The 24,565-nt window shown below is 72.1% G+C and carries 21 protein-coding genes and 1 tRNA gene; 16 read left to right on the forward strand and 6 right to left on the reverse strand.

Going from position 1 to position 24,565, the window contains the following annotated elements:
- Positions 1-29: 29 nt before the first annotated feature.
- The 9 genes from ACIRL2_RS22760 to ppgK all read left to right on the forward strand — a co-directional run bounded on the left by ACIRL2_RS22760 (position 30) and on the right by ppgK (position 10,486).
- A tRNA-His gene (locus ACIRL2_RS22760) sits at positions 30-105 on the forward strand.
- 173 nt (positions 106-278) lie between these two features.
- Positions 279-581 (forward strand): DUF397 domain-containing protein, encoded by a 303-nt coding sequence (locus tag ACIRL2_RS22765; RefSeq protein WP_020550640.1) that lies wholly within the window; start codon positions 279-281, stop codon positions 579-581.
- Positions 582-732: 151 nt separating this feature from the next.
- Complete coding sequence (locus ACIRL2_RS22770; RefSeq protein WP_395863137.1) at positions 733-1,392, forward strand: ATP-binding cassette domain-containing protein; 660 nt, start codon at positions 733-735, stop codon at positions 1,390-1,392.
- A complete protein-coding gene (locus tag ACIRL2_RS22775; protein WP_395863135.1) occupies positions 1,392-2,753 on the forward strand; it encodes a YhgE/Pip domain-containing protein in 1,362 nt (453 codons plus the stop codon). The genes ACIRL2_RS22770 and ACIRL2_RS22775 overlap by 1 nt, the downstream gene beginning before the upstream one ends.
- Positions 2,754-2,895: 142 nt before the next feature.
- Positions 2,896-4,482: a tetratricopeptide repeat protein gene (locus tag ACIRL2_RS22780; protein ID WP_402234205.1), complete on the forward strand. Its 1,587-nt coding sequence runs from the start codon at positions 2,896-2,898 to the stop codon at positions 4,480-4,482.
- 313 nt (positions 4,483-4,795) lie between these two features.
- Positions 4,796-5,452: an ACT domain-containing protein gene (locus ACIRL2_RS22785; protein WP_395863132.1), complete on the forward strand. Its 657-nt coding sequence runs from the start codon at positions 4,796-4,798 to the stop codon at positions 5,450-5,452.
- 198 nt (positions 5,453-5,650) lie between these two features.
- A complete protein-coding gene (locus ACIRL2_RS22790; protein ID WP_395863130.1) occupies positions 5,651-6,796 on the forward strand; it encodes an LCP family protein in 1,146 nt (381 codons plus the stop codon).
- 170 nt (positions 6,797-6,966) lie between these two features.
- A complete protein-coding gene (locus ACIRL2_RS22795) occupies positions 6,967-9,621 on the forward strand; it encodes a right-handed parallel beta-helix repeat-containing protein (protein WP_395863128.1) in 2,655 nt (884 codons plus the stop codon).
- Positions 9,622-9,748: 127 nt separating this feature from the next.
- Positions 9,749-10,486 (forward strand): polyphosphate--glucose phosphotransferase, encoded by a 738-nt coding sequence (ppgK, locus tag ACIRL2_RS22800; RefSeq protein ID WP_395863126.1) that lies wholly within the window; start codon positions 9,749-9,751, stop codon positions 10,484-10,486.
- 40 nt (positions 10,487-10,526) lie between these two features.
- Here ppgK and ACIRL2_RS22805 read toward each other — a convergent pair whose 3' ends face one another.
- Positions 10,527-11,120 carry an exonuclease domain-containing protein gene (locus ACIRL2_RS22805; protein WP_402234208.1) on the reverse strand — a complete coding sequence of 198 codons (594 nt, stop codon included), beginning with the start codon at positions 11,118-11,120 and terminating at the stop codon, positions 10,527-10,529.
- Between the two features lie 97 nt (positions 11,121-11,217).
- Here ACIRL2_RS22805 and ACIRL2_RS22810 point away from each other — a divergent pair, with 97 nt between their 5' ends.
- Together ACIRL2_RS22810 and ACIRL2_RS22815 are read left to right on the forward strand one after the other, a co-directional pair.
- A complete protein-coding gene (locus tag ACIRL2_RS22810) occupies positions 11,218-11,985 on the forward strand; it encodes an SDR family NAD(P)-dependent oxidoreductase (protein ID WP_402234210.1) in 768 nt (255 codons plus the stop codon).
- A gap of 150 nt (positions 11,986-12,135) precedes the next feature.
- Complete coding sequence (locus ACIRL2_RS22815) at positions 12,136-12,708, forward strand: Uma2 family endonuclease (RefSeq protein WP_402234212.1); 573 nt, start codon at positions 12,136-12,138, stop codon at positions 12,706-12,708.
- Between the two features lie 29 nt (positions 12,709-12,737).
- Here the strand turns inward: ACIRL2_RS22815 and ACIRL2_RS22820 are convergent, their stop codons facing one another.
- Positions 12,738-14,030 (reverse strand): metallophosphoesterase, encoded by a 1,293-nt coding sequence (locus ACIRL2_RS22820; protein WP_395863118.1) that lies wholly within the window; start codon positions 14,028-14,030, stop codon positions 12,738-12,740.
- Positions 14,031-14,302: 272 nt separating this feature from the next.
- On the opposite strand from ACIRL2_RS22820, the gene ACIRL2_RS22825 reads away from it, so the two are divergent.
- Genes ACIRL2_RS22825 through ACIRL2_RS22835 form a run of 3 tightly spaced genes read left to right on the forward strand, consistent with a single transcriptional unit; the run spans position 14,303 to position 17,489 of the window.
- Positions 14,303-14,848, forward strand: a complete 546-nt coding sequence (locus tag ACIRL2_RS22825; RefSeq protein ID WP_395863117.1) for a TrmH family RNA methyltransferase — start codon at positions 14,303-14,305, stop codon at positions 14,846-14,848.
- Between the two features lie 23 nt (positions 14,849-14,871).
- Positions 14,872-16,335 (forward strand): carboxylesterase/lipase family protein, encoded by a 1,464-nt coding sequence (locus ACIRL2_RS22830; protein ID WP_395863116.1) that lies wholly within the window; start codon positions 14,872-14,874, stop codon positions 16,333-16,335.
- Positions 16,317-17,489: a type ISP restriction/modification enzyme gene (locus ACIRL2_RS22835; RefSeq protein WP_402234214.1), complete on the forward strand. Its 1,173-nt coding sequence runs from the start codon at positions 16,317-16,319 to the stop codon at positions 17,487-17,489. Before ACIRL2_RS22830 ends, ACIRL2_RS22835 begins: the two co-directional genes overlap by 19 nt.
- Before the next feature lie 17 nt (positions 17,490-17,506).
- On the opposite strand, the gene ACIRL2_RS22840 is transcribed toward ACIRL2_RS22835, so the two are convergent.
- Positions 17,507-18,082 (reverse strand): Uma2 family endonuclease, encoded by a 576-nt coding sequence (locus ACIRL2_RS22840; protein ID WP_402234216.1) that lies wholly within the window; start codon positions 18,080-18,082, stop codon positions 17,507-17,509.
- A 115-nt stretch (positions 18,083-18,197) separates the two neighbouring features.
- Positions 18,198-20,645: an amidohydrolase family protein gene (locus ACIRL2_RS22845; RefSeq protein ID WP_402234218.1), complete on the reverse strand. Its 2,448-nt coding sequence runs from the start codon at positions 20,643-20,645 to the stop codon at positions 18,198-18,200.
- Positions 20,646-20,951: 306 nt separating this feature from the next.
- Here ACIRL2_RS22845 and ACIRL2_RS22850 point away from each other — a divergent pair, with 306 nt between their 5' ends.
- Entirely contained in the window at positions 20,952-21,380 is a 429-nt protein-coding gene (locus ACIRL2_RS22850) for a hypothetical protein (RefSeq protein ID WP_402234220.1), read from the forward strand.
- A gap of 75 nt (positions 21,381-21,455) precedes the next feature.
- Complete coding sequence (locus tag ACIRL2_RS22855) at positions 21,456-22,196, forward strand: hypothetical protein (RefSeq protein ID WP_402234221.1); 741 nt, start codon at positions 21,456-21,458, stop codon at positions 22,194-22,196.
- 217 nt (positions 22,197-22,413) lie between these two features.
- On the opposite strand, the gene ACIRL2_RS22860 is transcribed toward ACIRL2_RS22855, so the two are convergent.
- On the reverse strand, positions 22,414-23,550 hold the full coding sequence (locus ACIRL2_RS22860; RefSeq protein WP_402234223.1) for a serine hydrolase domain-containing protein: 1,137 nt from the start codon (positions 23,548-23,550) through the stop codon (positions 22,414-22,416).
- A 68-nt stretch (positions 23,551-23,618) separates the two neighbouring features.
- Positions 23,619-24,221: a TetR/AcrR family transcriptional regulator gene (locus ACIRL2_RS22865; RefSeq protein ID WP_395863102.1), complete on the reverse strand. Its 603-nt coding sequence runs from the start codon at positions 24,219-24,221 to the stop codon at positions 23,619-23,621.
- Between the last annotated feature and the right edge of the window lie 344 nt (positions 24,222-24,565).

Below are 24,565 nucleotides of genomic sequence, written 5' to 3' on the forward strand. Positions count from 1 at the left end.
CTCGCCGGGACGGAAACGCCTCGGCGATGGTGGGTGTAGCTCAGCTGGTAGAGCACCTGGTTGTGGTCCAGGAAGTCGCGGGTTCAAGTCCCGTCACTCACCCCATACGAGGTCCCGAGACACGCGAGTGTCTCGGGACCTCGCTCGTTGTGCGCCGGGTGCGCCCCCGGCGCCCGGGGATGCGCCCGATGTCGGCGTTCGCGTTGTGTGCGGCGCCGCACGCGGCGTAGCGTGCGGTCACCAAAGCGTCACGCACGCGTCATCGGGAGGTTTCGATCATGAGCACCGGCGAGTCCGAGCAGCCGTCGCGGCAGCAGTTGGACGACGAGAAGGCCGCGCTGTACGCCATGGACATCAGCGGTGTCACGTGGATCGGCTACGGCGAGGACACCACCGGCGAGGGAATCGTGGAGACCGCCGAACTGCCCGGTGGCGGCATGGCGATGCGCAACTCGATCCACCCGGAGGGGCCGATCCTGCGGTTCACCGAGGGCGAGTGGACCGCGTTCGTGCTCGGGGTGCGCGACGGCGAGTTCGACCTGGACCGGCTTGCCGAGCCGCTGCCGGAGCAGCGCGGCTGACGCCTGGTCCCAACCCTCGCCCGACACCGCGCCCGAGCCGCACCTGACGCTTTGTCAGGCGGGCTCGCGTGTCATTGTCAGCCATTTCGCCCGTTTGGCAACCTGTGTACCGGTTACTCCTCGGTGGACGCCCACCGACGGAGGGAGACCCGTGTCCACAGCCACCTCCGGGGTGGAGATCAGCGCGGTCGGCCTGGCGGCGCACGGGCCGGACGGCACGATCTTTCGCGACGTCCGGCTGACCGCGCCCGCGGCCGGCCTGACCGTGCTCGTGGGACCCGCCGGCGCCGGCCGCACCTCGCTGCTGCTCGCGCTCGGCGGCCGGTTCCGCACCCACTCGGGCAGCGTGACCGTCGCGGGCAGCCACAGCGCCGCGACCGCCCGGGCGCACACCGCGCTCGCCCGCGCCCGACCCGGTCTGGATCTGGAACCGCACCTGCTCGTGTCCGAGACGGTCGCCGAACGCCGGGCCATCGGCGGCGGCCGGCCCACCGAGCCCGCGCTGACGCGGATGTACGACCTGCTGCGGATCGATCCGCCCGGCCACGTCCTGGTCGAGCACCTGGCCGCGGTCGAGCAGCTGTTGTTCTCGGTCGCGCTGGCCGCAGCCACGCATCCGGGCGCCGTCCTGGTGGACGACGTGGACAGCGGCATCGCCGGCGCCGATCTCTCCCGGGCGTGGCGGGCCCTGCGCGAGCTGGCCGACACCGGCGTCACCGTCGTGGCCACCGCGACCGAGGCGCCGCCCGGCGCCGACGCGGTGGTGGACCTGCCCGGACACCACCTGTACCCGAGAGGCGGTATCGCCTGATGGGTGTGCTGCGCCTGGCCTGGTTCGAACTACGGCGCTTCCGGGGCCCGTTGCCCCGCCTGGTCCCGGTCATGCTGATGCTGGTGCCGACCCTGTACGGCGCGCTGTACCTGTGGTCCAACTGGGATCCGTACGGCCGGCTGAACCAGGTCCCGGTCGCGTTCGTGAACGAGGACCGTCCGGTGGACGTGGGCGGGCAGCACCTGGACGCGGGCGGTCGGCTGACCGAGGTGATCCGGACGGACCGGAACTTCCGGTGGCGGGTCACCGACGCGAAGGACGCCCGCGAGGGACTCGAGGACGGCGACTACCACTTCGTGGTCACCGTGCCGGCGGACTTCAGCGCGACGCTGGCGACCACGACCACGGCGCAGCCCCGGCAGGCGAAGTTGTCCATGACCCTCGACGACGCCAACGGCTTCATCATCGGCAAGATGGCCGAGGTCGCCAAGACGCAGCTCCAGCAGCAGATCTCGGCGACCACGCAGAGCACCCTGGTGCAGCAGTCGTACGGGCAGACCGGAGCGCTCAAGGAGCAATTGGCCCGGTCGGCGGACGGCGCGCGGCAACTGGCGGGCGGCGTGGATGTCGTGCCGCCGGATCAGGTGCGGCAGGGCGCCGAGCGGCTCGCGGGCGACCTGGACGCGTTGAACGCCTCGGTGCCGGCCCCGCCGCCGGCGCAGGACGCCGGTGCCGACGCGCGGGTGCTCGGCGCGCCGGTGCTGATCGAGGTGACGAACACGCATCCGGCGGTGCTGTACGGCCGGGGACTGGCGCCGTTCTTCTTCGGCATCGCGCTGTGGGTGTTCGGTCTGGTCGGGTATCTGCTCCTGCGGCCGTACAACCCGCGCGCGCTCGCGGGCCGGGCGGGCGCGGTCAAGGTGGCGATCGCCGGCTGGTTGCCGGCCGCGGCCCTGGGCCTGCTGGGCGCGTTCGTGCTGTACGCGGTGGTCCAACTCGGGCTCGGCCTGGACGCCGACGATCCGGGCCTGAGTCTGCTGCTGGTCGCGCTGGCCGCGGTGACGTTCGTGGCCATCGCGCAGTTCCTGCGGGCCGCGCTCGGCGCGGTGGGCGACGTGCTGATCCTGGTCCTGCTGATGCTCCAGCTCACCTCGTGCGGCGGGCTGTACCCGGTGACCACGACGCCCGAACCGTTCCAGGCGCTGCATCCGGTGTTGCCGATGACGTACCTGGTGAATGGGTTGCGGGTCACCCTCACGGGTGGCGAGGGCGAGCGTTTGGCGGTCGCCTTCGCGGTGCTCGGCGGGTATTTGGTGGTCGCGCTGATCGCGACCACGTTCGTGGTCCGATACCGGCGGATGTGGACGATGGCGTCACTGAAACCGGCCGTGGAGTTGTGAGCGCGCACTACTGATGGGTCAATGTGCTCCCCCGTACGGTTGTACCGGGGGAGCGCAACCGTGTCGGCTCCGTGCACGTCGCCCACAATCAGGGGGTACCGCGGGTTTGCCACCTGTGGTGGAGGAGGGAGAATCAGCGGCGATGAACGAGCAGGAGATACAGAAACTGAGGGCCGAGGCCGAGACCCGGGTGCGGGAACTCGGGCCCGATCACCCCGCTTCGCTCGACGCGCGCGCCGCGTGGGCCCGGGTGGTCGGTGACGAGGGCAGGCCCGCAGAGGCCGCTCGGATGTTCGGCGAGCTCGCGGGCGACTACGCGCGCGTGCTCGGCGCGCAGCATCCCGACACGCTCCTGGCCCGGCACAACCATGCCTACTGCCTGGGTCTGTCCGGGAACGCGGTCACCGCCGAGTCGCTGGCGCGGGACGTGGCGGCCGATTGTGTCCTGGTGCTCGGTCAGGACGATCCCGAGACGCTGAACGTGCGTGCCGGGTGGGCCCGGTGGATCGGCGAGGCGGGTGATGCCGCGGGCGCGGCCCGGATGTTGCGACCGATCGTGGAGGAGGCGACCGACGCGCTCGGGCCGGTGCACCCGGACACGCTGACCATCCGGCACCAGCACGCGCACTGGGTGGGTCGTTCGGGCGAGACGATCCAGGCGGCCCGGTTGATGGCGGCCGTCGCGGACGAGCGCGGCGAGGTGCACGAGCCGGACGACCCCGCGGCGCTGACCGCCCGTCACGACCGCGCGATGTGGGCGGGGGAGGCCGGCGACGTGTCGGTGGCCCGGGACGCGCTGATGCAGCTCGTCGAGGACGCCACGCGCGTGCTCGGGCCGGACCACCACGACACGCTGGTGATCCGGCACAACCACGCGCACTGGACCGGCGAGTCCGGGGACCCGATGGGCGCCCGGACGCTGCTGACCCAGTTGGTCGCGGACTGCGCCCGAGCGCTCGGCGAGCAACATCCGGACAGCGAGAACGCCCGGCGTGGGCTGATGTGGTGGACGTACGGCCCCAAGGCCAACGATCCGGCGCCGGTGTTCGCCACGGCGGTGGGCAACACCTCGGTACGGGCCGGGCGGCCGGCGAAGGATCCCAAGCCGCCGAAGCCGCCGAAGCCGGCCAAGGCGGCGAAACCGCCGAAGCCGGGTCGATTGTCGAAGGCGAAGCGGCTCGAACCGGCACCTTCGGAGGCCGGCCGACCCCCCGTGTCGGCGGAGGTCGCCGCGTCGATGCCGGCCGCCCAGGCGGCGGCCGGCGAGGTGGTCTCGGTGGGGGCCTCGGCCGCCGTGCCGTCTCCCGCGGAACCGGACGGGGACGTCACCGCGTTCGCCCCGATGGCCGGGCTCACCCCGGACACCGAGGAGAACGCGGCGGTGTCGGCCGCGCCGGGCGTACGGACGGGCCCGATCAAGGACGCGGACGTGGATCCGGATGCCGACGTGGACGCGGAGGCGGGCCGACCGGTCGTCGGGGTCGCCGCGAAGACGCCCGAACCGGCGGAGAGCGCGGTGACCCGGGTGACGAGCGTGGCGCCCGACGACGAGCCGACGCACGTCAGTGCGCCGGCTCGTCCGGCGGAGCCGGCGGCGGGCTCGGGGTCGGAGCCGGAGACGGAGGCTGCCGCGGTTGTCGAGTCGGATGAGCCGGATGAATCGGATGAGCCGGACGGGCCGGACGAGTCCGCCCGAGATTCGGCCGGGAAGCTCGACAAGAAGAAGTAGTCACGACGTGTGCGGGGCGCCACCGGATGGTTCGGTGGCGCCCCGCACGCGTGTCCGACCGGTGGATCGCGCGTCGGCGTTCCGGCCCAGGAACGGCCGTACCTCGACGCCGAGTTCGCGATGGGCCGGATCGGCCGCGAACCGACACCCGGGGCGGTGTCGATGGGAGCCTTGGGTACGGACGTTGCGGGAGTGTGCCGGCCCTGTTTCTGATGGGTTGTCAAACGATCACTTTGGACCGTCATATGTACGCAACGTGATCGAAACGGGGAAGAGTCAGGATACAAGGGCAGGTCGATGGAGGAGGTGTCGCGTGCTGTACCGACTGAGGGTGTCGCTGCCGGATCGGCCCGGATCGCTCGCGCGGGTGACGCAACTGCTGGGCGCGGCAGGCGCCGACGTGATGCAGATGACCGTGCTCGAACAACACGGCGGTCGCGCGGTCGACGAGTTCACCGTCTCCTGGGCGGGCGAGCGGGACATCGCAGCGCTGGTCGCGGCGATGGAGCGCTCGGTGGGAGTGCGGGTCGAGGGCTGCTGGGCGGCCGGCGAGGTGCCCGGGTCGGCACCGGAGCTGGACGTGCTCGGCCAGGTGGCGCGCGATCCGGGGCGGGCGGTGGCCACGCTGATCGACGCCGCGCCCACGCTCTTCCACGCGGACTGGGCGGTCGCCACCCGGGGCGGGCGCGGCCGGCAGCTGGTGCACCAGAGCTGGCGGGCCCCGGAGGCGCCGGCGCTGCCCGCGCTCACCCCGATGCGCCCGTTGGCCTTCGCCTACGAGGGTGACGCGAGCGGCCACGGCGCGGCCGCACCGATCGGCGCCTCGTGGTTGACCCTGTACGTGGTCCGCCACGAGGGTCCGGCCTTCCATCGCACCGAACTCGAACGCCTCGGCCGCATCGTCGACGTGGCCCTCGGCGTCCTCGGCGACCGGGCCGCCGCCAAGGCCACGGGCACGACCGCGCCGTAACCCGGCCCGCCACCACCCGGCGGCCCGCCCCGTTTCGACGCCTTCGGAGGGATTGCCGGTGATGGGGGGTGGAAACCAATTGGCGTCATTCGGCGTGTAACGATCGGAAGAACGTATGATTGTGTAATTGTGCGCGCACTTCGGGCCATCGAGCCGCGCGCACATCGAGCGCGGGGGCCCGACGAAGGCGACGACGACGTGCAGGACAAGGATGAGACGTCCCCGGCGGCATCGGCCGTTCCGGGGACGTCGGCCGAGGAGCCGGGGCAGGAGAGCCCCAGCCGCATAGAACGGCGCGCCCGGGACCGGCGACGCCGCCGGCGGCGCATCCTCGGTTGGACCGCCGGCGGGCTCGTCGCCGTCCTGCTCGCCGCCGGCGGCTTCGGCTGGTGGCTGTACGACCGCCTCAACGGCAACATCCGCACGCAGGACTTCGCCGACCAGCTCACCGATCGTCCGCCGCCCACCGGCGGCCTGAACGTGCTGCTGGTGGGGTCCGACTCGCGGGCCGGCGAAAATGCCGCGTACGGGCAGGACGACGGCGGCAGCCAGCGCTCGGACACCACGATCCTGCTGCACGTGCCGGAGGGCCGGAAGAGCGCGACCGCGGTCAGCTTCCCGCGCGACCTGATGGTGAACGTGCCTTCGTGCCGGACCGCCGCGGGTGGCACCGAGCGCGCCTACTTCGGCCAGTTCAACAGCGCGATGGAGGTCGGCGGCGTGCCGTGTGTGGCAGCCACCGTGGAACGGCTCACCGGCGCGCGCATCGACCACCAGATCACCATCGACTTCACCGGCTTCAAGAAGGTCGTGGACGCGCTCGGCGGTGTACCGATGCACATCGCCCAGCCGATCGACGACAAGGCCGCGCATCTGCAACTGCCCGCCGGCGACGTCAACCTCAACGGCGAGCAGGCGCTCGGCTTCGTCCGGGTGCGCAAGAGCATGGGTGACGGCAGCGACATCCAGCGGATCGCCCGCCAGCAGGAGTTCCTCAAGGCGCTGATCAAGAAGGTCCAGGACGAGAACCTGCTGACCAACCCGGCCAAGGCGTACAACGTGATGGACGCCGCGACCAAGGCGATCACCACCGACTCCGGGATCAACTCGTTGGTCAGCCTGTACGACTTCGCCAACGGCCTGCGCGGCATCCCGCTGGACAGGATCAACTTCACCACGCCGCCGCTGACCGACTACGCGCCGGACCCCAACCGCGTCGCGCTCAAGCAGCCCGAGGCCGCGCAACTGTTCACCGCACTGCGCGACGGCGCTCCGGCGCCGGTACCCACCGCGACCGGAATGGCCTCGCCGGGTGGCACGAATCAGGGCACTGCGGGGCGATAACCGTCACCGGGCCGTGACCCCTGGTCGTTGAACTGTACGGTGCAGGGGTTCGCCGACGACGCAGCGACCGGGCCCTCCGGGCAGACCCGGTCATGGGGCCGCCCGCGACGCTTTACGGTGGACTCGCGAGGGTGCTGGGTGCGGACCGAGGGGCTGGTGGCAGGGGCGCCATGACGGGTCGGGTTCTTCAGGTGGTGCAGGGCACTCGTTGGCGACGACGCACGGGTGAGTACACCTCGATCTCAGCCGCGGTGGGCGCGGCGGCGGCGGGTGACTCGATCCTGGTCGCGCCGGGGACGTACCGCGAGGACGTGTCGATCGCCGTCCCGGTGACGGTGGTCGGATCGGACGGGCCGGGGACGGTGGTGCTGACCGCCGCCGACGGCGTCGCGCTGACGATCACCTCGGACGCGGCCGTCCACGGGCTGGTCGTCGAGGGCGGCGCGGGCGTGCTTTCGCCCGCGATCGTGATCGAGGGCTGCGCGCCGATATTGGAGGAGTGCGTGGTCCGGGCCGCCTCCGTGGTCGGGGTCGAACTGCGCGCGGGCGCGGACCCGATGGTGCGCCGCTGCCGGGTGAGCAACCCGCAGGGTGTGGGCATCGGGGTCACCGGTCGCTCGCGCGGCACCTTCGAGGACTGCGAGATCGGCGATACCGGGCGCGAGGGCTTCGACGTCCGCGAGGGCAGCGCGCCGACGTTGCGTCGCGGCCGGGTCCGGGACGCGTCCGGGCACGGGCTGCGGTTCACCGGCCCGGGTACCACGGGCAGTGTGCAGGAGTGCGAGATCCACGACGGCTCGGACGCGGAGCCGGCGGTGTTCGTCGGCGACCAGGCCTCGCCGCATCTGACCGGCCTGCACATCCACGACGTGGGCGGCGGCGGGATCTGCGTCGCGGGCGGCGCCGCGCCGATCATCGCCGACTCGCGGATCGAGCGGGTCGGCTGGGCGGGCATCTCGGTCGGCGGCCAGGGCAGCGCCGGATCGCTCTCGCGTACGGAGATCACCTCGGTCAAGGGCACCGGCGTCCAGGCCGACGACCTGGCCACGTTCTCGCTCGACGACTGCACGATCCGCGACGCCGAGGGCAACGGCGTCTCCGTCGACCGCGGCGCCAACCTGACCCTGGTCGGCTGTCGGCTGCGCGACATGGGCCGCAACGGCGTCGACGTGCACGGTCACTCCGAGGTCACCCTCAGCGGCTGCACGATCCGCAGCTTCGGCCGCAACGGGCTCTCGCTCGCCGACCACGGCGCCCGCGCGTCCGCGATCGACTGCGAGTTCCACGACTCCACCGGCGGCAAGCCGGCCGTGTGGGTCGCCGACGGCGCGGACGCGGCGCTGGGCGAGTGCCGCATCCACGACGTGTTGGACGGGGTCAAGGTGGCCGGCTCCGGTACCGGCCTGTCCATGCACGACTGCGAGATCCACGACGTGGACGAGACCGGCATCGGGATCGGCGCGGGCGCGGTGGTCTCGGTCAAGTCCTGCAAGGTGCGCAAGGCCACCACGGGCGTGTGGTTCATGGAGTCGGACTGCGGCGGGATCATCGCCGACTGCACGATCGAGGACACCACGGACGGCGTCTCGGTCACCGGCGCGGCCGGGCCCACGGTGCGCCGGGTCCGGGTGGACCGGGCGTCCGGTGAGGGCATCCGGATCGCCGGTGGCGGGCGCGGCGACTTCGAGGACTGCGAGGTGCTCGGCGGGCGCGGCTACGGCGTCAACGTGCGCGAGGGCTGCCATCCGGTGTTCACCCGCTGCACCACGCGCGACAACGCCAAGGGCGGGTTCGAGTTCGCCGGCCCGGGGCCGGTGGCGGTCGAATGCACGTCGCAGGGTGACGGGGCCGGCAGCGGTCAGTCGCCGGCCGCCGGCGGCATCCTGGGTACGCCGAGCCCGATCAAGGCGGCCGACGCGCAGCCGCAGGGCGTGGCCAAGCTCACCGCGACGCTGCCGATCCCGGGCGCGCGGGACGGTGCGGCCGCCGACGAGGCCGCCGCCGACGCGCCCGCGCGCGCGGTGGACGAACTGCTCGCCGAACTCGACGGCCTGGTCGGCCTGGCCGGCGTCAAGGCCGAGGTGCGCAACCTGATCGACCTGATCTCGGTCGGCCGGCGGCGCGAGGAGGCCGGACTCAAGGCACCCACGCTGCGCCGGCACCTGGTCTTCACCGGCTCCCCGGGCACCGGCAAGACCACGGTGGCCCGGCTGTACGGCGAGATCGCCAAGGCGTTGGGCGTGTTGCGGATGGGCCACCTGGTCGAGGTCTCCCGGGTGGACCTGGTCGGTGAACACATCGGCTCGACCGCGCCGCGCACCAAGGAGGTCTTCGACCGGGCCCGGGGCGGCGTGTTGTTCATCGACGAGGCGTACAGCCTGGCCCCGGCGGACCCCTCGCGCGACTTCGGCCGCGAGGCGATCGACACGCTGGTGAAGCTGATGGAGGACCACCGCGACGACGTCGTGGTGATCGTGGCCGGCTACACCGACGAGATGGAGCGCTTCCTGGGCGCGAACCCGGGCTTCGGGTCCCGGTTCTCGCGCACCATCACGTTCCAGGACTACTCGGCCGACGACCTGGTCGAGATCACCCGCAAGCAGGTGCGCGAGCACGAGTACGTGCTCACCGACGACGCGTGCGACGCGCTGCTGGGCTACTTCCGCCGGCTCCCGCGCGGGGCCGCGTTCGGCAACGCGCGCGAGGCGCGGCGTACGTTCGAGGCGATGATCGAGCGACACGCGACCCGGTTGGCCCAACTGCCCGGTGCGGGCATGGAGGAGCTGCGCACGCTGCATCCGGAGGATCTGCCCGAGCTGCGGTGAATCGGCCCGCGTCGGCGGGGTAACCGCCGGTGGACGCGGTCGCCCCGGGCCGCGTTGTGGAGAGTGTGCGCAGGGTGTGGACGGTGTGCACGGCTTTGGATGGTTTGCGACGGCGAAGGAGCCTCACGTGCCGGTCATGGGCATCGACATCGGCGGGACCGGGATCAAGGGCGCACCGGTGGACGCCGGCGCCGGGCGGCTGACCCACGAGCGGGTGCGCCTGCTCACTCCCGAACCGTCCGAACCGCGGGCGGTGATCGGTGTGGTCCGCGAGGTGCTGGAGCAGTTCGCCGACACCCAGGGGCCGGTCGGCATCACCTTCCCGGGTGTGGTCCGGGACGGCATCGTGCGCACCGCCGCGAACGTGGACAAGTCGTGGATCGACCTGGACGCCGACGCGCTGTTCTCCGCGACGCTGGGGCGACCGGTGTCGATGGTCAACGACGCGGACGCCGCCGGGGTGGCCGAGATGCGGTTCGGCGCGGGCGCGGGCCACGCCGGCACCGTGCTGATGTTGACCTTCGGCACCGGAATCGGCAGCGCGCTTTTCGTGGACGGAAAGTTGGTGCCCAACACCGAGCTGGGCCACCTGGAGCTGGACGGGCACGAGGCCGAGCACCGGGCCTCGGCGGTGGCCCGCGAGACGCACGACCTGTCCTGGGAGAAGTGGGCCGGGCGCGTGCAGGACTACCTGCGACACGTGGAGATGCTCTTCTCGCCGTCGCTGATCATCATCGGCGGCGGGATCAGCAAGAAGCCGGAGAGGTTCCTGCCGTACATCAAGATCCGGGCCGACCTGGTCCCCGCGAAGCTGCACAACGACGCGGGGATCGTGGGCGCGGCGATGCTGGTGACCGGCGACTAGGCCCTGTCCGGCGGATCTTGGTGGGTCCGCCGGACAGGGCCTAGACGTCGGCGCCGGTGTCGACGGCGGTCGGGCGGTTCCGGCGTGGGGCGCGCAGGACGCCGCCGAGCAGTGCGGCGATGTTCCACGCGTCGTCGACGCCTCGGTGGTGGGTGCCTTCGAGCGGGATGCCGGCGTGCTCCAGGGCGCCGGCCATGCCGAGTTCGCGGTCCAGGCCGTGCGCGAGCGAGTACAGCGACTTGGCGTTGAGGTGGCGGGTGCCGAACGGGTACGGGACGCCCTCGGCGGCGCATTGCCGCTCGAACTGCTGCCGGTCGTACTCGCCCCAACTCGCCCACATGCGCTGATGCGCCTTGAACTCGGCGCGCAGCAGGGCGCACGCGTCGGCGAAGGGCAGGCCGGCGTCCACGTCCGCCTGGGTCAGCGTGGTCAGTTCGGTGCAGAACGCGCCGACGGTGGAGTGGGTCGGACGCACCAGGATGCCGTGTCGGTCGACACGCTCCCCGGTGGCGATGTCGAAGGTGGCGAGGCCGATCTCGATGATCTCGTTGCGCTGTCCCTCGGGAGTCGGGCCGTCCCAGCAGGTCGCCTCGACGTCGATCACCAGGAGCAGGTCCATCAGTCGTTTTGCCATGCCGGTCAGCAGAGCATCCTCGGCGACGTGCTACCACTGGTTTTGTTCTGACGGTATGTCAGATGTCGAGTCCACCCGTCCACGGAGGAGATAAGAAATGGGTACGCACAAGACATCACCCGAGACCGGCGTCGTGATCACCGGCGGTGCCTCGGGCATCGGGCGGGCCACCGCGCGGGCGCTGGCCGCCACCGGGCGCCCCGTCGCGCTGTGGGACATCGCCGCGGGTCCGGTCGAGGAGGCCGCCAAGGAGATCGAGGCCGAGCACGGTGTGCGGGCGCTCGGTCTGGCCCTGGACGTCACCGACACCGAGGCGTACCCGGGCGCGATCCACGCCTCGGCCGAGGCGCTGGGCACCATCGGCGGCTTCGTGCACGCGGCGGGCATCGTCGACTCGACCCCGATCACCGAGGTCACCGCCGAGAACTGGGACCGCGTCCTGGACGTCAACCTGCGTTCGTTCGCGCTGCTGGTCCAGGCGCTCACCCCGCACCTGCGCGAACACGCCGGCTCCGCGATCGTGGGCATCGCCTCGCTCAACGCGATCGTCGGCAACGCGCTCAACCCGTCCTACTGCGCGTCGAAGTCCGGCATGCTCGGCCTGAACCGCTCGATCGCCGCCAAGCTCGCCGAGTACCACATCCGCAGCAACGTGGTCTGCCCCGGTTACGTGGAGACCCCGATGCTGGCCCGCTCCTTCGCCCGCCCCGGCACCCGCGAGCGCATGGAGAACAGCTCCCCGCTGGGCAGGCTGGGGCGCCCGGAGGAAATCGCCGGCGCGATCCGCTTCCTGCTGAGCGACGAGGCGTCCTTCGTGACGGGCACACACTTGATGGTGGACGGCGGGATGACGGAGACGGTCTGATCGATCGGGGCAGGGCCGGCTCCCGAAGGGACGTCGCCCTGCCCCGAGTGTTCATGATCGTGATTCGGGAAACCGGGCATACGGCAGATCAATCCCTGACAAAGTGGTGGTGATCCTGTGGATGAGGAAGCCGAGCGTTCGGGAGAGATTGTGCAACCCGCCTTCGACCACGAGTGGACGGCCGACGACGTGATCGCCGCTCAGGAGACCTCGCCATACCGCATCGAACTCCTGGACGGCGTTCTGATGATGTCTCCGGCGCCCAGGCTGCGCCACCAACGTGTGTCTTCGACGCTGTCGGGCCGTTTCGAACAGACGGCAGCCGACTCCGGGGTCGCCGTCATGGTCTTCGAGAACGTCAATGTTCGTCGAGGAGAGCGGGACTTGCTCCAGCCCGATATCGCCGTGGTGACTCGTGCTGCCGGGATAGAGGGCCTCGAAGCGGACGAGGTGGCTTTCGCCCCCGAAGACGTGCTCCTGGCCGTCGAGATTCTCTCGCCCGGCCACGAGGGCGCCGACCGCATCGACAAGCTCGCCAGGTACGCCGAGTGGGCGATCGCGTCCTACTGGGTCGTGGACCCGAAAGCCCTGACCGTCGAGACCTACACACTCGACGGAGACGAGTACGTGCCCTCGGGTACCGCCAAGCCGGGCGTCGTCACCACGCTTCCCGCGTTTGCGCCGGTCGCCCTCGATCCGGGCACGTTGCTGCGGATGCGGTGACGGGGATGGGTACGGGTGGTTCGGCTTCGCTACTTCGGGTGTAGTTCGACCACCGTGACCTCCGGGGGTGCGCCGAGGCGGACCGGAGGGCCCCAGAAGCCGGCGCCTCTGGTGATGTAGAGCATCGTGTCGTCGACCCGGTGCAGCCCGGCGACGGCCGGCTGGTCGAGCTTGACCAGGAATTGCACCGGGAACATCTGGCCGCCGTGGGTGTGGCCGGAGAGTTGTACGTCTACGTCGTACCTGGCGGCGTCGTCCACCTGGACCGGCTGGTGGGCGAGGAGCACCACCGGGCGGGACGGGTCGCGGTTGCCCAGTGCCTTGGCGAAGTTCGGGCCGTCGTGGTGCGACTTGCCGGTCACGTCGTTGACGCCGGCCAGATCGAAGGCGGCGCCGCCCCGAGCGATCTCCAGCCGGTCGTTGGCCAGCGTGTGGACGTTCAACTCGGCGAGTTCGGCGACCCAGTCCGCCGCGCCGGACATGTAGTCGTGGTTGCCGGTGACGAAGAAGCTGCCGTATCGGCTGGTCAGCCGCCGCAACGGCTCGGCGTCGTCGCCCAGTTGCCCGGCCGTGCCGTCGGCGAGGTCGCCGACGATGGCGACCAGGTCGGGGTTGGTCCGATTGATCGTCTCCACCACTCGCGTGGTGTGCGCACGCCCGAGCAGCGGGCCCAGGTGGATGTCGCCGACCACCGCGATCCGGAAGCCGGCCAGGCGCGGATCGAGCCGTGCGACCGGTATCCGCACCCGCACCGTGCGCGGCGCGCCCAGGGCCTGGGTCATCCCGTAGCCGACCGCGCTCATCGAGGTGCCCGCCGCCAACAGCGCGACCGAGCGGCTCAGCACCAGGCGCCGATCCGGCCCCAGCGGCGTGCCCGACGCGGCGACCGGCGACCCGGCGTCGGACCGGGCGTCAAGCTCCGCGACCTCGCCGACGGCATCCCCGTCGGCACCGACCGCGACCGGGACCGAGCGCGGCACCTCCGCCGGCCGCTCACCCGCCCCGCGCCGCCGCAGCGCCCGCAGCGCGAGCACCCGAGGCACCTCGAGCACCCCGAGCGCCATCACCACGTACAACAGCAGCGCCATCCAGACGAAGCCCGGCCACGCGATCCATTCCGTGCCGCGCGGGCCGAACACCTTGGGCAGCACCAGCGCGCCCGCCATCGACACCCCGAGCGCGATCACCACGCCCGCGCCGACTCGTCGCACCAGCCCCGACCGGGTGGTGTCGCGCACGAGTCGCCGCCACACGTAGAGGTGCACGCCGACCAGCAGCGCGAGCACGGCGACGGCCGCGATGATCACCAGGACAACGGTCAAGGGGGACTCCCGGGTGCATGGATGGTTCCCGGGAAGCGTGTCACGCCCGCGCCGGCGCCGGCATCCGGCTCGCGGAGTATCCGAGGTTGCTCCCGCAGGAGCAACGCGACGCCGTTGCCCGTATCCTGACGCGGTAGTGACACACCCGACGATGGCCCGGTCACGCCGCGAAGTGGCCCACTCGTGAAGCGAATCGAGAACAGCGACGACATGTCGCACCGCACCGATCGGGCTCGGCGGCACCGCGACGGGAGGCACTCCTCCCGGGAGCGATGACCGCGCCCGGCGGGAGGCGCCCGGCCGGCCCCGCGTATCACGTCAACACCCGCGCCGAACTCAAGCGGCAGCGCCGCGGCAAGGCGCACGGCTGCTGGGACCACCTCTACCTCGCGCCGCTGTGGCCCAAGTACGGCGTCAACCTCGGCACCCTCCTGCGCACGTGCGACGCGGTCGGCGCGTGTCTCGTCGTCCCGCGGCTGCCCTGGGTTCCCGAAGCCCTGGCCCGGGGCAACACGCTGCGCCGACCGACCTGCGTGCATCGCGTGGGCAATCCGCTCACCTGGCTGGGCGCCCAACGCGAGCGCGGCGCCCGGGTGGTCGGCGTCGAACTCGCCGACGACGCGGTCCGCCTCGCCGACCTGAAACCCGCCCGCTGTCCCACCATCGCCGTGCTCGGCCACGAGAGCGACGGCATCCCGTTCGAGGCGCTGCCGCACCTCGACGAGATGGTGGAGATTCCGATGGTCGGCACCGGCACCAGTCTCAACGTCGCGGTGGCCGGCTCCCTGGTCGCCTACAAGCTCGCGGGTCTGCTGTGACGGCGGGTCCTATGCTCGATGCCATGGTGCGTGTGCGGACGTCGCTGGGTGGCTTGGTCGGCGAGGAGTCGGACGGGGTCCGGATCTTTCGAGGGGTGCCCTTCGCCGCGCCGCCGGTGGGCCCGGCCCGGTTTCGCCCGGCCCGGCCGCCGGCGGCCTGGACCGGCGATCGGGACGCGCGCGAGTTCGCCCACGCGGCGCCGCAGCCGATCGGCCGGTACGGGGCCGCGCCGGTGGCCGTCGACGAGGACTGCCTGTACCTGAACATCCACGCGCCGGCCGAGCCCGGCCCGCATCCGGTGCTCGTGTGGGTGCACGGCGGCGGCTACACCTCCGGCGCCTCGTTCGAGGGTGTCTACGACGGCGGCCGGCTTGCCCGGCGCGGCGTGCTGGTGGTCACCGTCGCCTACCGGCTGGGCGCGCTGGGGCTGTTGCAGTTGCGGCACCTGCTCGGCGACGAGTACGCCGCCTCCTCGACCAACGCGCTCCTGGACGTGGTGCGGGCGCTGCGCTGGGTGCGCGAGCACATCGCCGCGTTCGGCGGGGATCGCGACCGGGTCACCCTCGGCGGGGTGTCGGCGGGCGCGAAGCTCACCGCCAACCTGCTCGCGCTGCCCGCCGCGCGCGGGCTCTTCCACCGCGCGATCGTGCAGAGCGGCGGAGCGCACACGGTGCGCACGGTGCCCGAGGCGGAGCAGGCCACCGGGCACGTGCTGGCCGCGCTCGGGCTCGGCCCGGACCGGGCCGCCGAACTGATCGACGTGCCGTCGACCGATCTGCTCGACGCGCAGGAGCAGGCGATCGGGCGCGGTACGGCGCGGTTCGTGTTCCGGCCGGTGGTCGATCCCGCCGGGCCGCTGCCGGTGACGCCGTTGCGGGCGATCCGGGGCGACGTGCCGATCCTGCTCGGGTCGAATCAGGACGAGGAGCAGATGTTCGCGGTCACCGAGGGGACGGGCGCACGCGAGCCCGGACCCGCCGACCTGGCCAACCTGCGCCGCCCGGACGCGCTCGCCGAATTGGTGCGCACCTACGCGGAGATGTACCCGGACCTGAACGGGCGCTCGCGGCGGATCCGGCTGCTCACCGCCGAGTCGTACGGGATACCGACCGTGCGCCTCGCCGAGGCGCAGCTCGCGGCCGGCGGCACGGCGTACATGTACCGCTTCCGCTGGGCGCCCAAGGCCCATCCACAGCGGTTGGGGTCGCCGCACGCGATCGACATCCCGTTCGTGTTCGGCACGCTGGACACGCCACTCGGCCGCTGGCTGACCGGCGGGGTGCCGCCCGCCGCGCGGGAGTTGTCCGATCGCATCCAGCAGGCGTGGGTCGCGTTCGTCAAGGGCGGGCCGCCGGTGGCGGACGGTCTGCCGGCGTGGCCCCGGTACGACCCGAGCGAGCGGCGCACGATGCTGCTCGACGTGCCGGCGACGGTGGTCGGCGATCCGGATCGGGAGGAGCGGCGGGTGTGGGACCACGCGCTGTGAGCCCGGGTGGGCCGCCTCCGCTGGCGGATCTGATGCCGTGGGGCACGAGTGGGATCGGCACGGGACGGACCTGGGTGTACGCGCCCGAACGGGAGACGCTGCGTCGGCGCTGGGCCCGGTTGGCCGCCGCCGAGGACCGCAACACGCTGTTGCAGCCCACGCGTTCGCGCACGGACGGGTCCCGGCCCGCGCCACTGCCCGGGTGTGCGGCGCCGATCGGGCCGCTGGCGCGTGAGGTCGGGCCCACGCCTCGGCTGGTGCGGGTCGCCCGGCGGCCCTTCGATCGGCAGTGGCTGGTCGCGGACCACCGCGTGGTGGACTTCGCCCGGCCCGAACTGTGGCGGGTGCGCGGGGATCGGCAGGTCTACCTGACGGAACGTCAAGCGGGGGACCCCTGGCCGCTGTTGTGCAGCGCGCTGTTGCCGGACGCGGCCCATCACGGCGGTCGGGGCGGGCGGGTCGCGCCGCTGTATCGGGACCCGGCGGGCCGGGTGCCCAACCTCGCGCCCGGTCTGGTCGGCCTGCTCACGGAGCGGCTGGCCGTCCCGGTCGCGGCCGAGGACGTGTTCGCCTGGATCGTGGCGGTGACGGTGGATCCGGCGGGGGTGCCGCTCACCGCCGACCCGACGGTGTGGGCGGCGGGCGTCGAACTCGGCCGCCGGCTGATCGGCCTGTACACGTTCGGCGCGCGGTTCGGCCGTCCCGGCGACGGCAAGCCCCGACTGCCGGGCGGGCGGCGCCCGTTCGTGCGCGAGCCGATCCCCGCGCGCCCGGCGGGCGCGAGTTACGACGAGGAGACCCGTACGCTCCTGCTCGGCTCCGGCCGGATCGGTCCCGTCCCGCGCGAGGTGTGGGACCTGGGCATCCTGGAGCCGTGGATCGCGGCCCGTACCGAACCCCCGGGCGAGGGCCTGGAGCGCATTCGCGAACGTACCTGGTCGACCGACCTGACCAGCGAACTGATCGACCTGCTCCACGTGTTGGGCCTGCTCACCGACCTGACCGAGGAGCAGGCCGAACTCCGCATCCGGGCCGCCGCGGGCCCCACCCTCGACCCCGCCGCCCTGCTCCCACCCGCCCCCGCGACCCGCCGCCCACCCACGGTCCTGGACATCACCGAGGAGGGCCCCGGCGGCCAGGCCGTCCTGATCTGACCGATCGACAGCCGCGCTCAGCGGAAGAAGATCGAGGTGTCCAGCACGGCGTCGAAGGGGTCGGGTACCGGAATACGCCCGCCGAAGGGCACGGTGTGCCGCTCCTGGTATTTGCCGTCCGACGGGGACGCGAACAGCGTGACCTCTTGACGGAGCGGGTCGATCAGCAGGTAGAGCGGGATCGGACCGGAGGCATAGCCGAGCGGCTTGACCTCACGGTCGTCGTGTTGACTCTCCCGGCCGGCGGAGACAACCTCGACGACCAGGTGGACGACATCGGCGGGGAGCTTCCAGTCGTCGAAGTCCCAGTTCGCGTCTTCGTCGAAGACAACCATGTCGGGGACGTATCCGTCGCCACCGACGCCCGGAAGCATGATCGTGACGGGGGACATCGGAACGTCCATGCCTTCGGGAAGATTCGGTTCCAGGAACCGTGAGAACAGTCGGCGCAGCAGCCCTCCGTGCCCGCTGACAGGAGTGGGTGACATCACGATGCGGCCTCCGATCAGCTCCACCCGGACGGTTTCGGGTGCCTCTATCGACTCGAAGAGGGCAGCGATACCGGAGTCGGTGGACTGGGGGCCGTTGCTCATGTCGATGCCTCCTGTGGACGACTCTGAACGCCGCCCACCTTACCGAGGTACGAGGATCCACCTTCCCGATATGTGACAAACGGGAAGGTGCGACAGTGCGCGGGAGGCGCCGGGTTCAGATCGGGCGGGGTGTGTTCAGTTCCTTCGCGTTTTCGCCCATGATCATGGCTTTGGTTCGTTCGTCGAAGGGCTTGAGTTCGCTTTCGTAGTCCCGTGGGTTCGGGAGGCCCTCGATGTGCGGCCAGTCGGAGCCGAAGACGACGCGGGTGGGGCCCATCAGGTCGACCACCTCGACCAGGTCGTCCTCCCAGAACGGGTTGATCCACACGTGCCGCCTGAAGGTCTCCACCGGGTCCTCGGGGAACAGGCCGGGGATCTTGCGGCCGACCGAGCGCAGCTTGCGGAACAGGTCGCCGAGGAACTCGGAGCCGTTCTCCACCGAGACCACCCGCACGTTCGGGAAGCGCTCGAACAGGCGGTCCAGGATCAGCGACGCGAGGAAGTCGAAGATCGGCCGTTCCATCGTCCACAACATGGTCACCGACGGGCCGCCGCCGCCCTTGAAGTCGGTGCGCAGGCCCTGCTTGCGGCTGTAGCCGTTGGCCGAGTAGCCGCTGTCGCCCGCGTGCACGATCACCGGTACGCCGGCCTCGTTCACCCGGGCCCAGAACGGATCGAAGACCGGATGCCCGGGCGGGTACGGGCCGTCCGCCGTGTTCGGCGCCGCCGGGCGCATGCATACGATCCGGGCGCCGCCCTCCAGCGCGCGGTCGAGGTCGGCGAGCGCGGTCCGCGGGTCGGCGAGCGCGATGTACGGCGCGGCGAAGATCCGGTCCCGGTAGGCGTACCCCCAGTCCTCCTCCAGCCAGCGGTTGAAGGACGAGTACAACTGCCCGACCGCCGCGGGGTCGTGCGCCAGGGCCGCCTCGTAGACCATGCCCAGGGTCGGGAACAGCCAGATCCCGTCCAGGCCCTGATCGTCCATCACCGCCAGGCGCGCGTCCCGGTCGCGGTATTCCGGGCGGATCGGCTCACGTTCGCGCAGGTAGTCCAGCGGGTTGCGGCCGGAGGGGTTGCCGCGGAAGTACTCGGCCATCGCGCCGGCCTTGGCGATCGGGTCGAAGGTCGGATTGACCACGGCGTGGTTCACCGTGCCGCCGATCACGTGGTACTTGCGGCCGTTGATCTCGCACCACTGAATGACCTGCTCGCCCAACCTCGGGTCCAGATGGCGGGTGAAGGCGTCGATGGCCTCGTAGTAGTGGTTGTCGGCGTCGAAGACACGCATGGCGAAGACCCCCTCGGAGCGGCACGAACCCGGCACGAACCCGCACCGGACGCGACGGGACGCGAACCCGGACGCGGGTCGGGACCCGGTGTCCGGGGATTGTCGCTCGAATCGTGACACCGTTACAAGGTAAGGCTGTCTGTCTTTTTCATGGAGGGTCGAAAGACGGCGTGCCGGGGCAGGCGCAGGATGTCGACGGAGGACGGGGGGTGGAGATCCGGCGCAGGTGTTCCGCGCCGACGGGCCGGCGGGTGCCGGGGAACCGGGTGGCGCCGGACAGTCGGCCCCGGTGAGATCGGCGCCGCTGAGGGCGGTATCGCGCAGATCGGTGTCGGACAGGTCCGCGTCGCGCAGGTCGGCCGCCGCGAGCGAGGCGCCGCGCAGGTCGGCGCCGCTGGGCAGGCCCCCCGGCAGGCGGGCCGGGTCCTCGATCACCCCCAGGGACAACCGCCCGGCCCGCCCGGTGGACACGTGCTCGGCCGGCCACGAGCGCAGTGCGTACTCGACCCCGACCCGCGCCGTCCGCGCGTTCGAGGGGCGCGCGTCGCGGGTGGGCGCGCGAGTGCGGCCGGCGCCGGATCGTCGAGGACGTCGGGCACCGCGGTCGCGGTCAGCGCGCTCGGCGGCGTGGGTGCGCCGCGCTCCGGCCGCCGGGCGGTGAGCAACTCGTAGAGCACCACGTCGAGCGCGAACAGGTCCGCCCGGCCGTCGGGTTCGGTGTCCGGATCCAGTTGTTCCGGCGCCATGTACGCCGGGGTTCCGGCGGCGAAGCCGGTGCGGTTGAGGCGGCGGGAGTCCATCCCGCAGGAAGCGGGACATGCCGAAGTCGAGCAGCTTGATCGCGCCCGACGGTGTGACCATGATGTTCGCCGGCTCGATGTCGCGGTGCAGCAGACCCGCGGCGTGCGTGGTGTCCGGCGCCTCGAGCACCTGGCGGGCCCAGTCCAGGAGCACCGGGATCGAGGGCAGCCGACCCGACGCGATGACGTCGTACAGCGTGCGGCCCTCGACCAGTTCGAGCACGAGGAAGACCGTGCCGTCCTCGTCCCGACCGTAGTCGTGCACGTCCACGACGCGCGGGCAGGCGATCCGGGCGAGCGCGCGGGCCTCGTGCGCCAGGCGCTCGGCCTCGCGCGGATCACCGTACGCGGGCGGAAGCGTCTTCAATGCCACGGACCGCCCGAGTGACTCGTCGACCGCGCGCCAGACCACGCCCATCGCGCCCCGGCCCAACGCCTCGACGAGCCGATACCGGCCCGCCGACACCTTCGCCACGGTGGCTCCCTGTGCGCACGTTTCCTCGGGGACGACGATCGACCCGGGGCCGGCGGGCTGCGCGTCGCGTGCCACGCGCCGAAGTTCGGTCCCTGCAAGGATGATTGCCGCCGGGCGATCGGCTCCGCAGCGAGTTTCCCGAACGGGTGATCGGTGGCTTTGCGCCACGGGGCGCCACCGGTCGCCGTGGGTCGCCACGGGTCGACCCCGGTTCCCGCGGGCGGGTGCCGGCCGCCGGCGTACCTCGCAGCACCAGTCGTGGCCGACGGTTCGGGACCGGCGGCCGCCCGGATCCGGAGGCGGACCATGCGCCATCAGTCCACGAGCATCGTCGCGGCGTGCGGCGGATGCGGCGCCTCGATCCGCCGTTGGTTGACCCAGGAGATCGTCGACGGCCGGCCGGCCTGGGACGACAGCTACCAGTGCGGCGCCTGTGGGTTGGTGAGCGACGACTGGGGACGCGAGCCGACGCCGGCGGTGATCCGCGCCGCACTGATCGCCGAGCACGGGCTCGCGCACCTGGTGGTCGACGCCGGCGGCGCGGGGCCGGGCGGCCCTCGGGTCCGGGTGCTCAAGGTGTTCCGGGACGAGTTCCCGGTGGACCTCGCCACCGCCGGCCGGATGGCCGCGGACGCGCTGGACAACGGCTGGGCGGGCACCCGGGTCGAGGTCGAGCACCTCGCGCGGCTGCTGCGCGACGCGGGCGTCGTGGCCCGGGTCCTCCCGGGCGGGTGACGCGCGTTGGGCCGAAGGGGGGAACGGCACGCGCGGCGCCGGCCCCGAGCTGCCCGGGCCGGCTAGCGTGGTCGGGTGAGCAGACACCGAAGGCTCCGCGCGACGTCGCCGGCGGTTGTGCTCGGCGTGGCCGTGCTCACCTCGATCGCCACACCGATCGGTGCCGCCGCGGCGCCGGTCCAGGCCGGTTCGGCGCTCGCGCGCGGGTCGGCCGAGGTACGTCTGCGCCCGATCCCGCCGCCGCTGTCGCCGCTTCCGACCGATCACCCGCTCCGGCCCGGCATCCGACTCCCCAACACCGACACGGTCGGCGCGGCGCGCTGCCCGGACTCGAACCCGGCGACCGCGGCGGACCCGCTCGGCGCGGGCCGGCCGGACACCGCCACGCTGCGCGAACGGGCCCGCGTCCCGGGCGCCGAACCGGCCCGGGACGACTGCCGGGGCCTGCGGGATCCGGGCCGGCGCGCCGATCCGGGCGCCGCGCCGCATGTGTCGTCCGCCGTTTCGACCGGGTCGGGGGCCGATCGAGCCGGTGCCGGGTCGCTTCGTCACCCGGCGGGCGCCCCCCGCCCGGCGGCGGCCGGCAAGCCCCCGCGTCGCGCCAAGCCCCCGGGCAGCCGCGAGGGCGCGGCCAAGGACCGAGGCGCCGCCGCCAAGCGGGCGGTGCACGACGGACCCGCGGTGATCGCTCGCAGAGCGATCACCGACCATGTGGCGAACACCGGCTCGGCGCCGGTGTTGCCGCTGAGCGTGGCGGCCGGCCTTCTGCTTCTCCTCGGCGGCTTCCTGCTCGCCGCCGCTCGCCGCCGCGACTGACCTCTGCGCCGGTCGGGCTCCGGCGCGTGGCTCGATTCCCCGCCGAGCAGCACGCCGCCGGCACCGCATCCGCGCTTTGGGCTCCTCGCCGCGCTCGCCGCGCTCGCCGCCCCGGCGAAACACGCGAATGGAACAATCCTGCGGGCTTCTCCACGGCACGCCGATGCGCCACGGCACCGGGTGCCGCGGTGTTCGGCATCGCGTTCGAAGTCCCGCCTCAGCGCGACGAACAGCCCCGCACCGCCTCGATCAGTCCGAGTGCCCGTACGTCCGTGTGCAGGGGCGACCGGCCGTTGGTCACGTACGCGAAGGCCAGTCCCGCCGCCGGGTCGGCGAACGCCAACGGGCCGCCGCTGCCCGGGTGTCCGAACGCGGCGGGATCGCGGGAGACGCCGAAGAACGCGGTCTCCGGCTTCATGAAACCCAGGCTGAACGCGGTGTGGTCGCCCAGGATGCGGTCCCGGCCCTCGACCACCGTGCGGGTCACCTCGGTGACGGTCGCGGGGGAGAGCAGCCGCACACCGTCCAGCGTGCCGCCTCCGGCGAGCATCGCGTACACCCGGGACAGCGCCCGGGCGTTGGTCACGCCGAGCCCGGAAGGCACCTCCCACCCGAGCACGTCCGGATCGTGATCCGCACCGGGGGCGGCGAGTTCGGGCAGCGCGAGCATCGCCCGGCCGAGATCGGAGCCGAGGTCGAGCAGACCGGGGTCCATGGGGGCGAGGGTGGTCAGGTGCGCGAGCCGGGGCACGACGGTCGCCGGCAGGCCGATGTGCGCGTCGACGCCGAGCGGGCCGGCTACCTCCTCGGCCAGGAACGCGCCCACCGTGCGGCCGTCCACCCGGCGGATCAGCTCGCCCGCGTAGAAGCCCCAGGTCACCGCGTGATAGCCGTGTGCCGTTCCGGGCTCCCACACGGGCCGCTGGGCGGCCAGCGCGTCGGCCAGCGCGTCCGGTACGGCCACCTGGTCGAGCGTGATCGGCTCGTCCAGGAACGGCAACCCGGCCTGATGCGACAGCAGTTGGGCGACCGTCACGGCACGTTTGCCGGCCGCCGCGAACTCGGGCCAGTAGCGGCACACCGGCTGCGCGGGATCGAGGAGGCCGCGATCGATCAGCACCGCCAGGCACGTCGCGACCAGGCCCTTGGTGACCGACCAGACCACCTGCACGGTGTCCGGCTCCCAATCGCGTCCCGTGTCCGGTTCGGCCAGTCCGCCCCACAGGTCCACCACCGGCGCCCCGTCCAGATGGACCGCGAGCGCGGCGCCCACCTCGCCGTTGATCGCGAAGTTCTCCTCGAACGCGGCCTGTACGGGCGCGAATCCGGGCGCGACGAAACCGTCGACGTGCATGGTGTGGTCCTTTCGCGAACGCTCGGGGTCCCCCACCGGCGTCGGCGTGGTCGGCAGCCGTCGCCTCGTCAGTTTCGGGGGGTGACGCCTTCCAGCACGAGCGCCGTGAATTGGGCTTCCAGTTCGGGCAGGGTGCGGTCGATGCCGGACTTCCAACCGGCGGTGAGCCACAGTGGATAGGCCAGGTAGCGGTAGACCAGCTCCGGATCCAGATCGGCGCGGAACTCCCCGGACTCGATGCCCTCCTGAAGGGTGTTCAGCCACAGGTCGCGAACCCGGGCACCGTCCGCCGCCAGATGCGCGAAGCGCGGCAGTGTGGCCAGGTAGGCGTAGTCCCGGACGTACATCGTGGCCGCGTCGGGGTGGTGCTCTATGGTGCGGAACGCGGCGTGCACGAGTCCGCGCAACCGGTCGCTCGAGGTGCGCGCGTCGGCGAACGCCTCGTCGTACCAGGTCGACAGGTCGCGCATCGCGCCGGTGAGGATCTCGTCGATCAGATCCTCTTTCGAGCCGAACCAGTGATAGATGCTGCCCGCGAGAATCCCCGACGCGTCGGCTATCTCGCGCACCGTCGACGCGACGACTCCCTTGCGGGCGAACAGCGTTGCCGCCTCGGACAGGATCACCTCCCGGCGCGGAAGTGCTTCGGGTTCCGTCTTCCTGCGTGACATGAGCGCCCGTTCTCGGTCCGGCGGGTGGATGCGGCTGCGTCGTGCGGTGCGTGCAGCCTAACCGCAGGTGGAGCGGTTGCCGTTGATCGGTGGGGGATTGCCTTCAGGGAGAACCGAACTGCCTATCTAACATTTGTTAGATTGTGCTGAACCTTCTACGCCAGTTCTCGAATCGCTGTCAAGGCCCTTGCGGGCAAAGGGCGTTGCGGTCTAGCTTGTGCCGCATCCGGGACTCCGTGGGGGATGGCCGGGCGGGGAGACGACGCGAGAGGCGTTGGCTCCCATGGCTCGATGGACGGCACGCACGGCGCATGCCGTGCGCACGACACGCACCACCAGAGCGG

It is taken from the genome of Embleya sp. NPDC127516 (assembly GCF_044765325.1).
GTDB lineage: Bacteria > Actinomycetota > Actinomycetes > Streptomycetales > Streptomycetaceae > Embleya.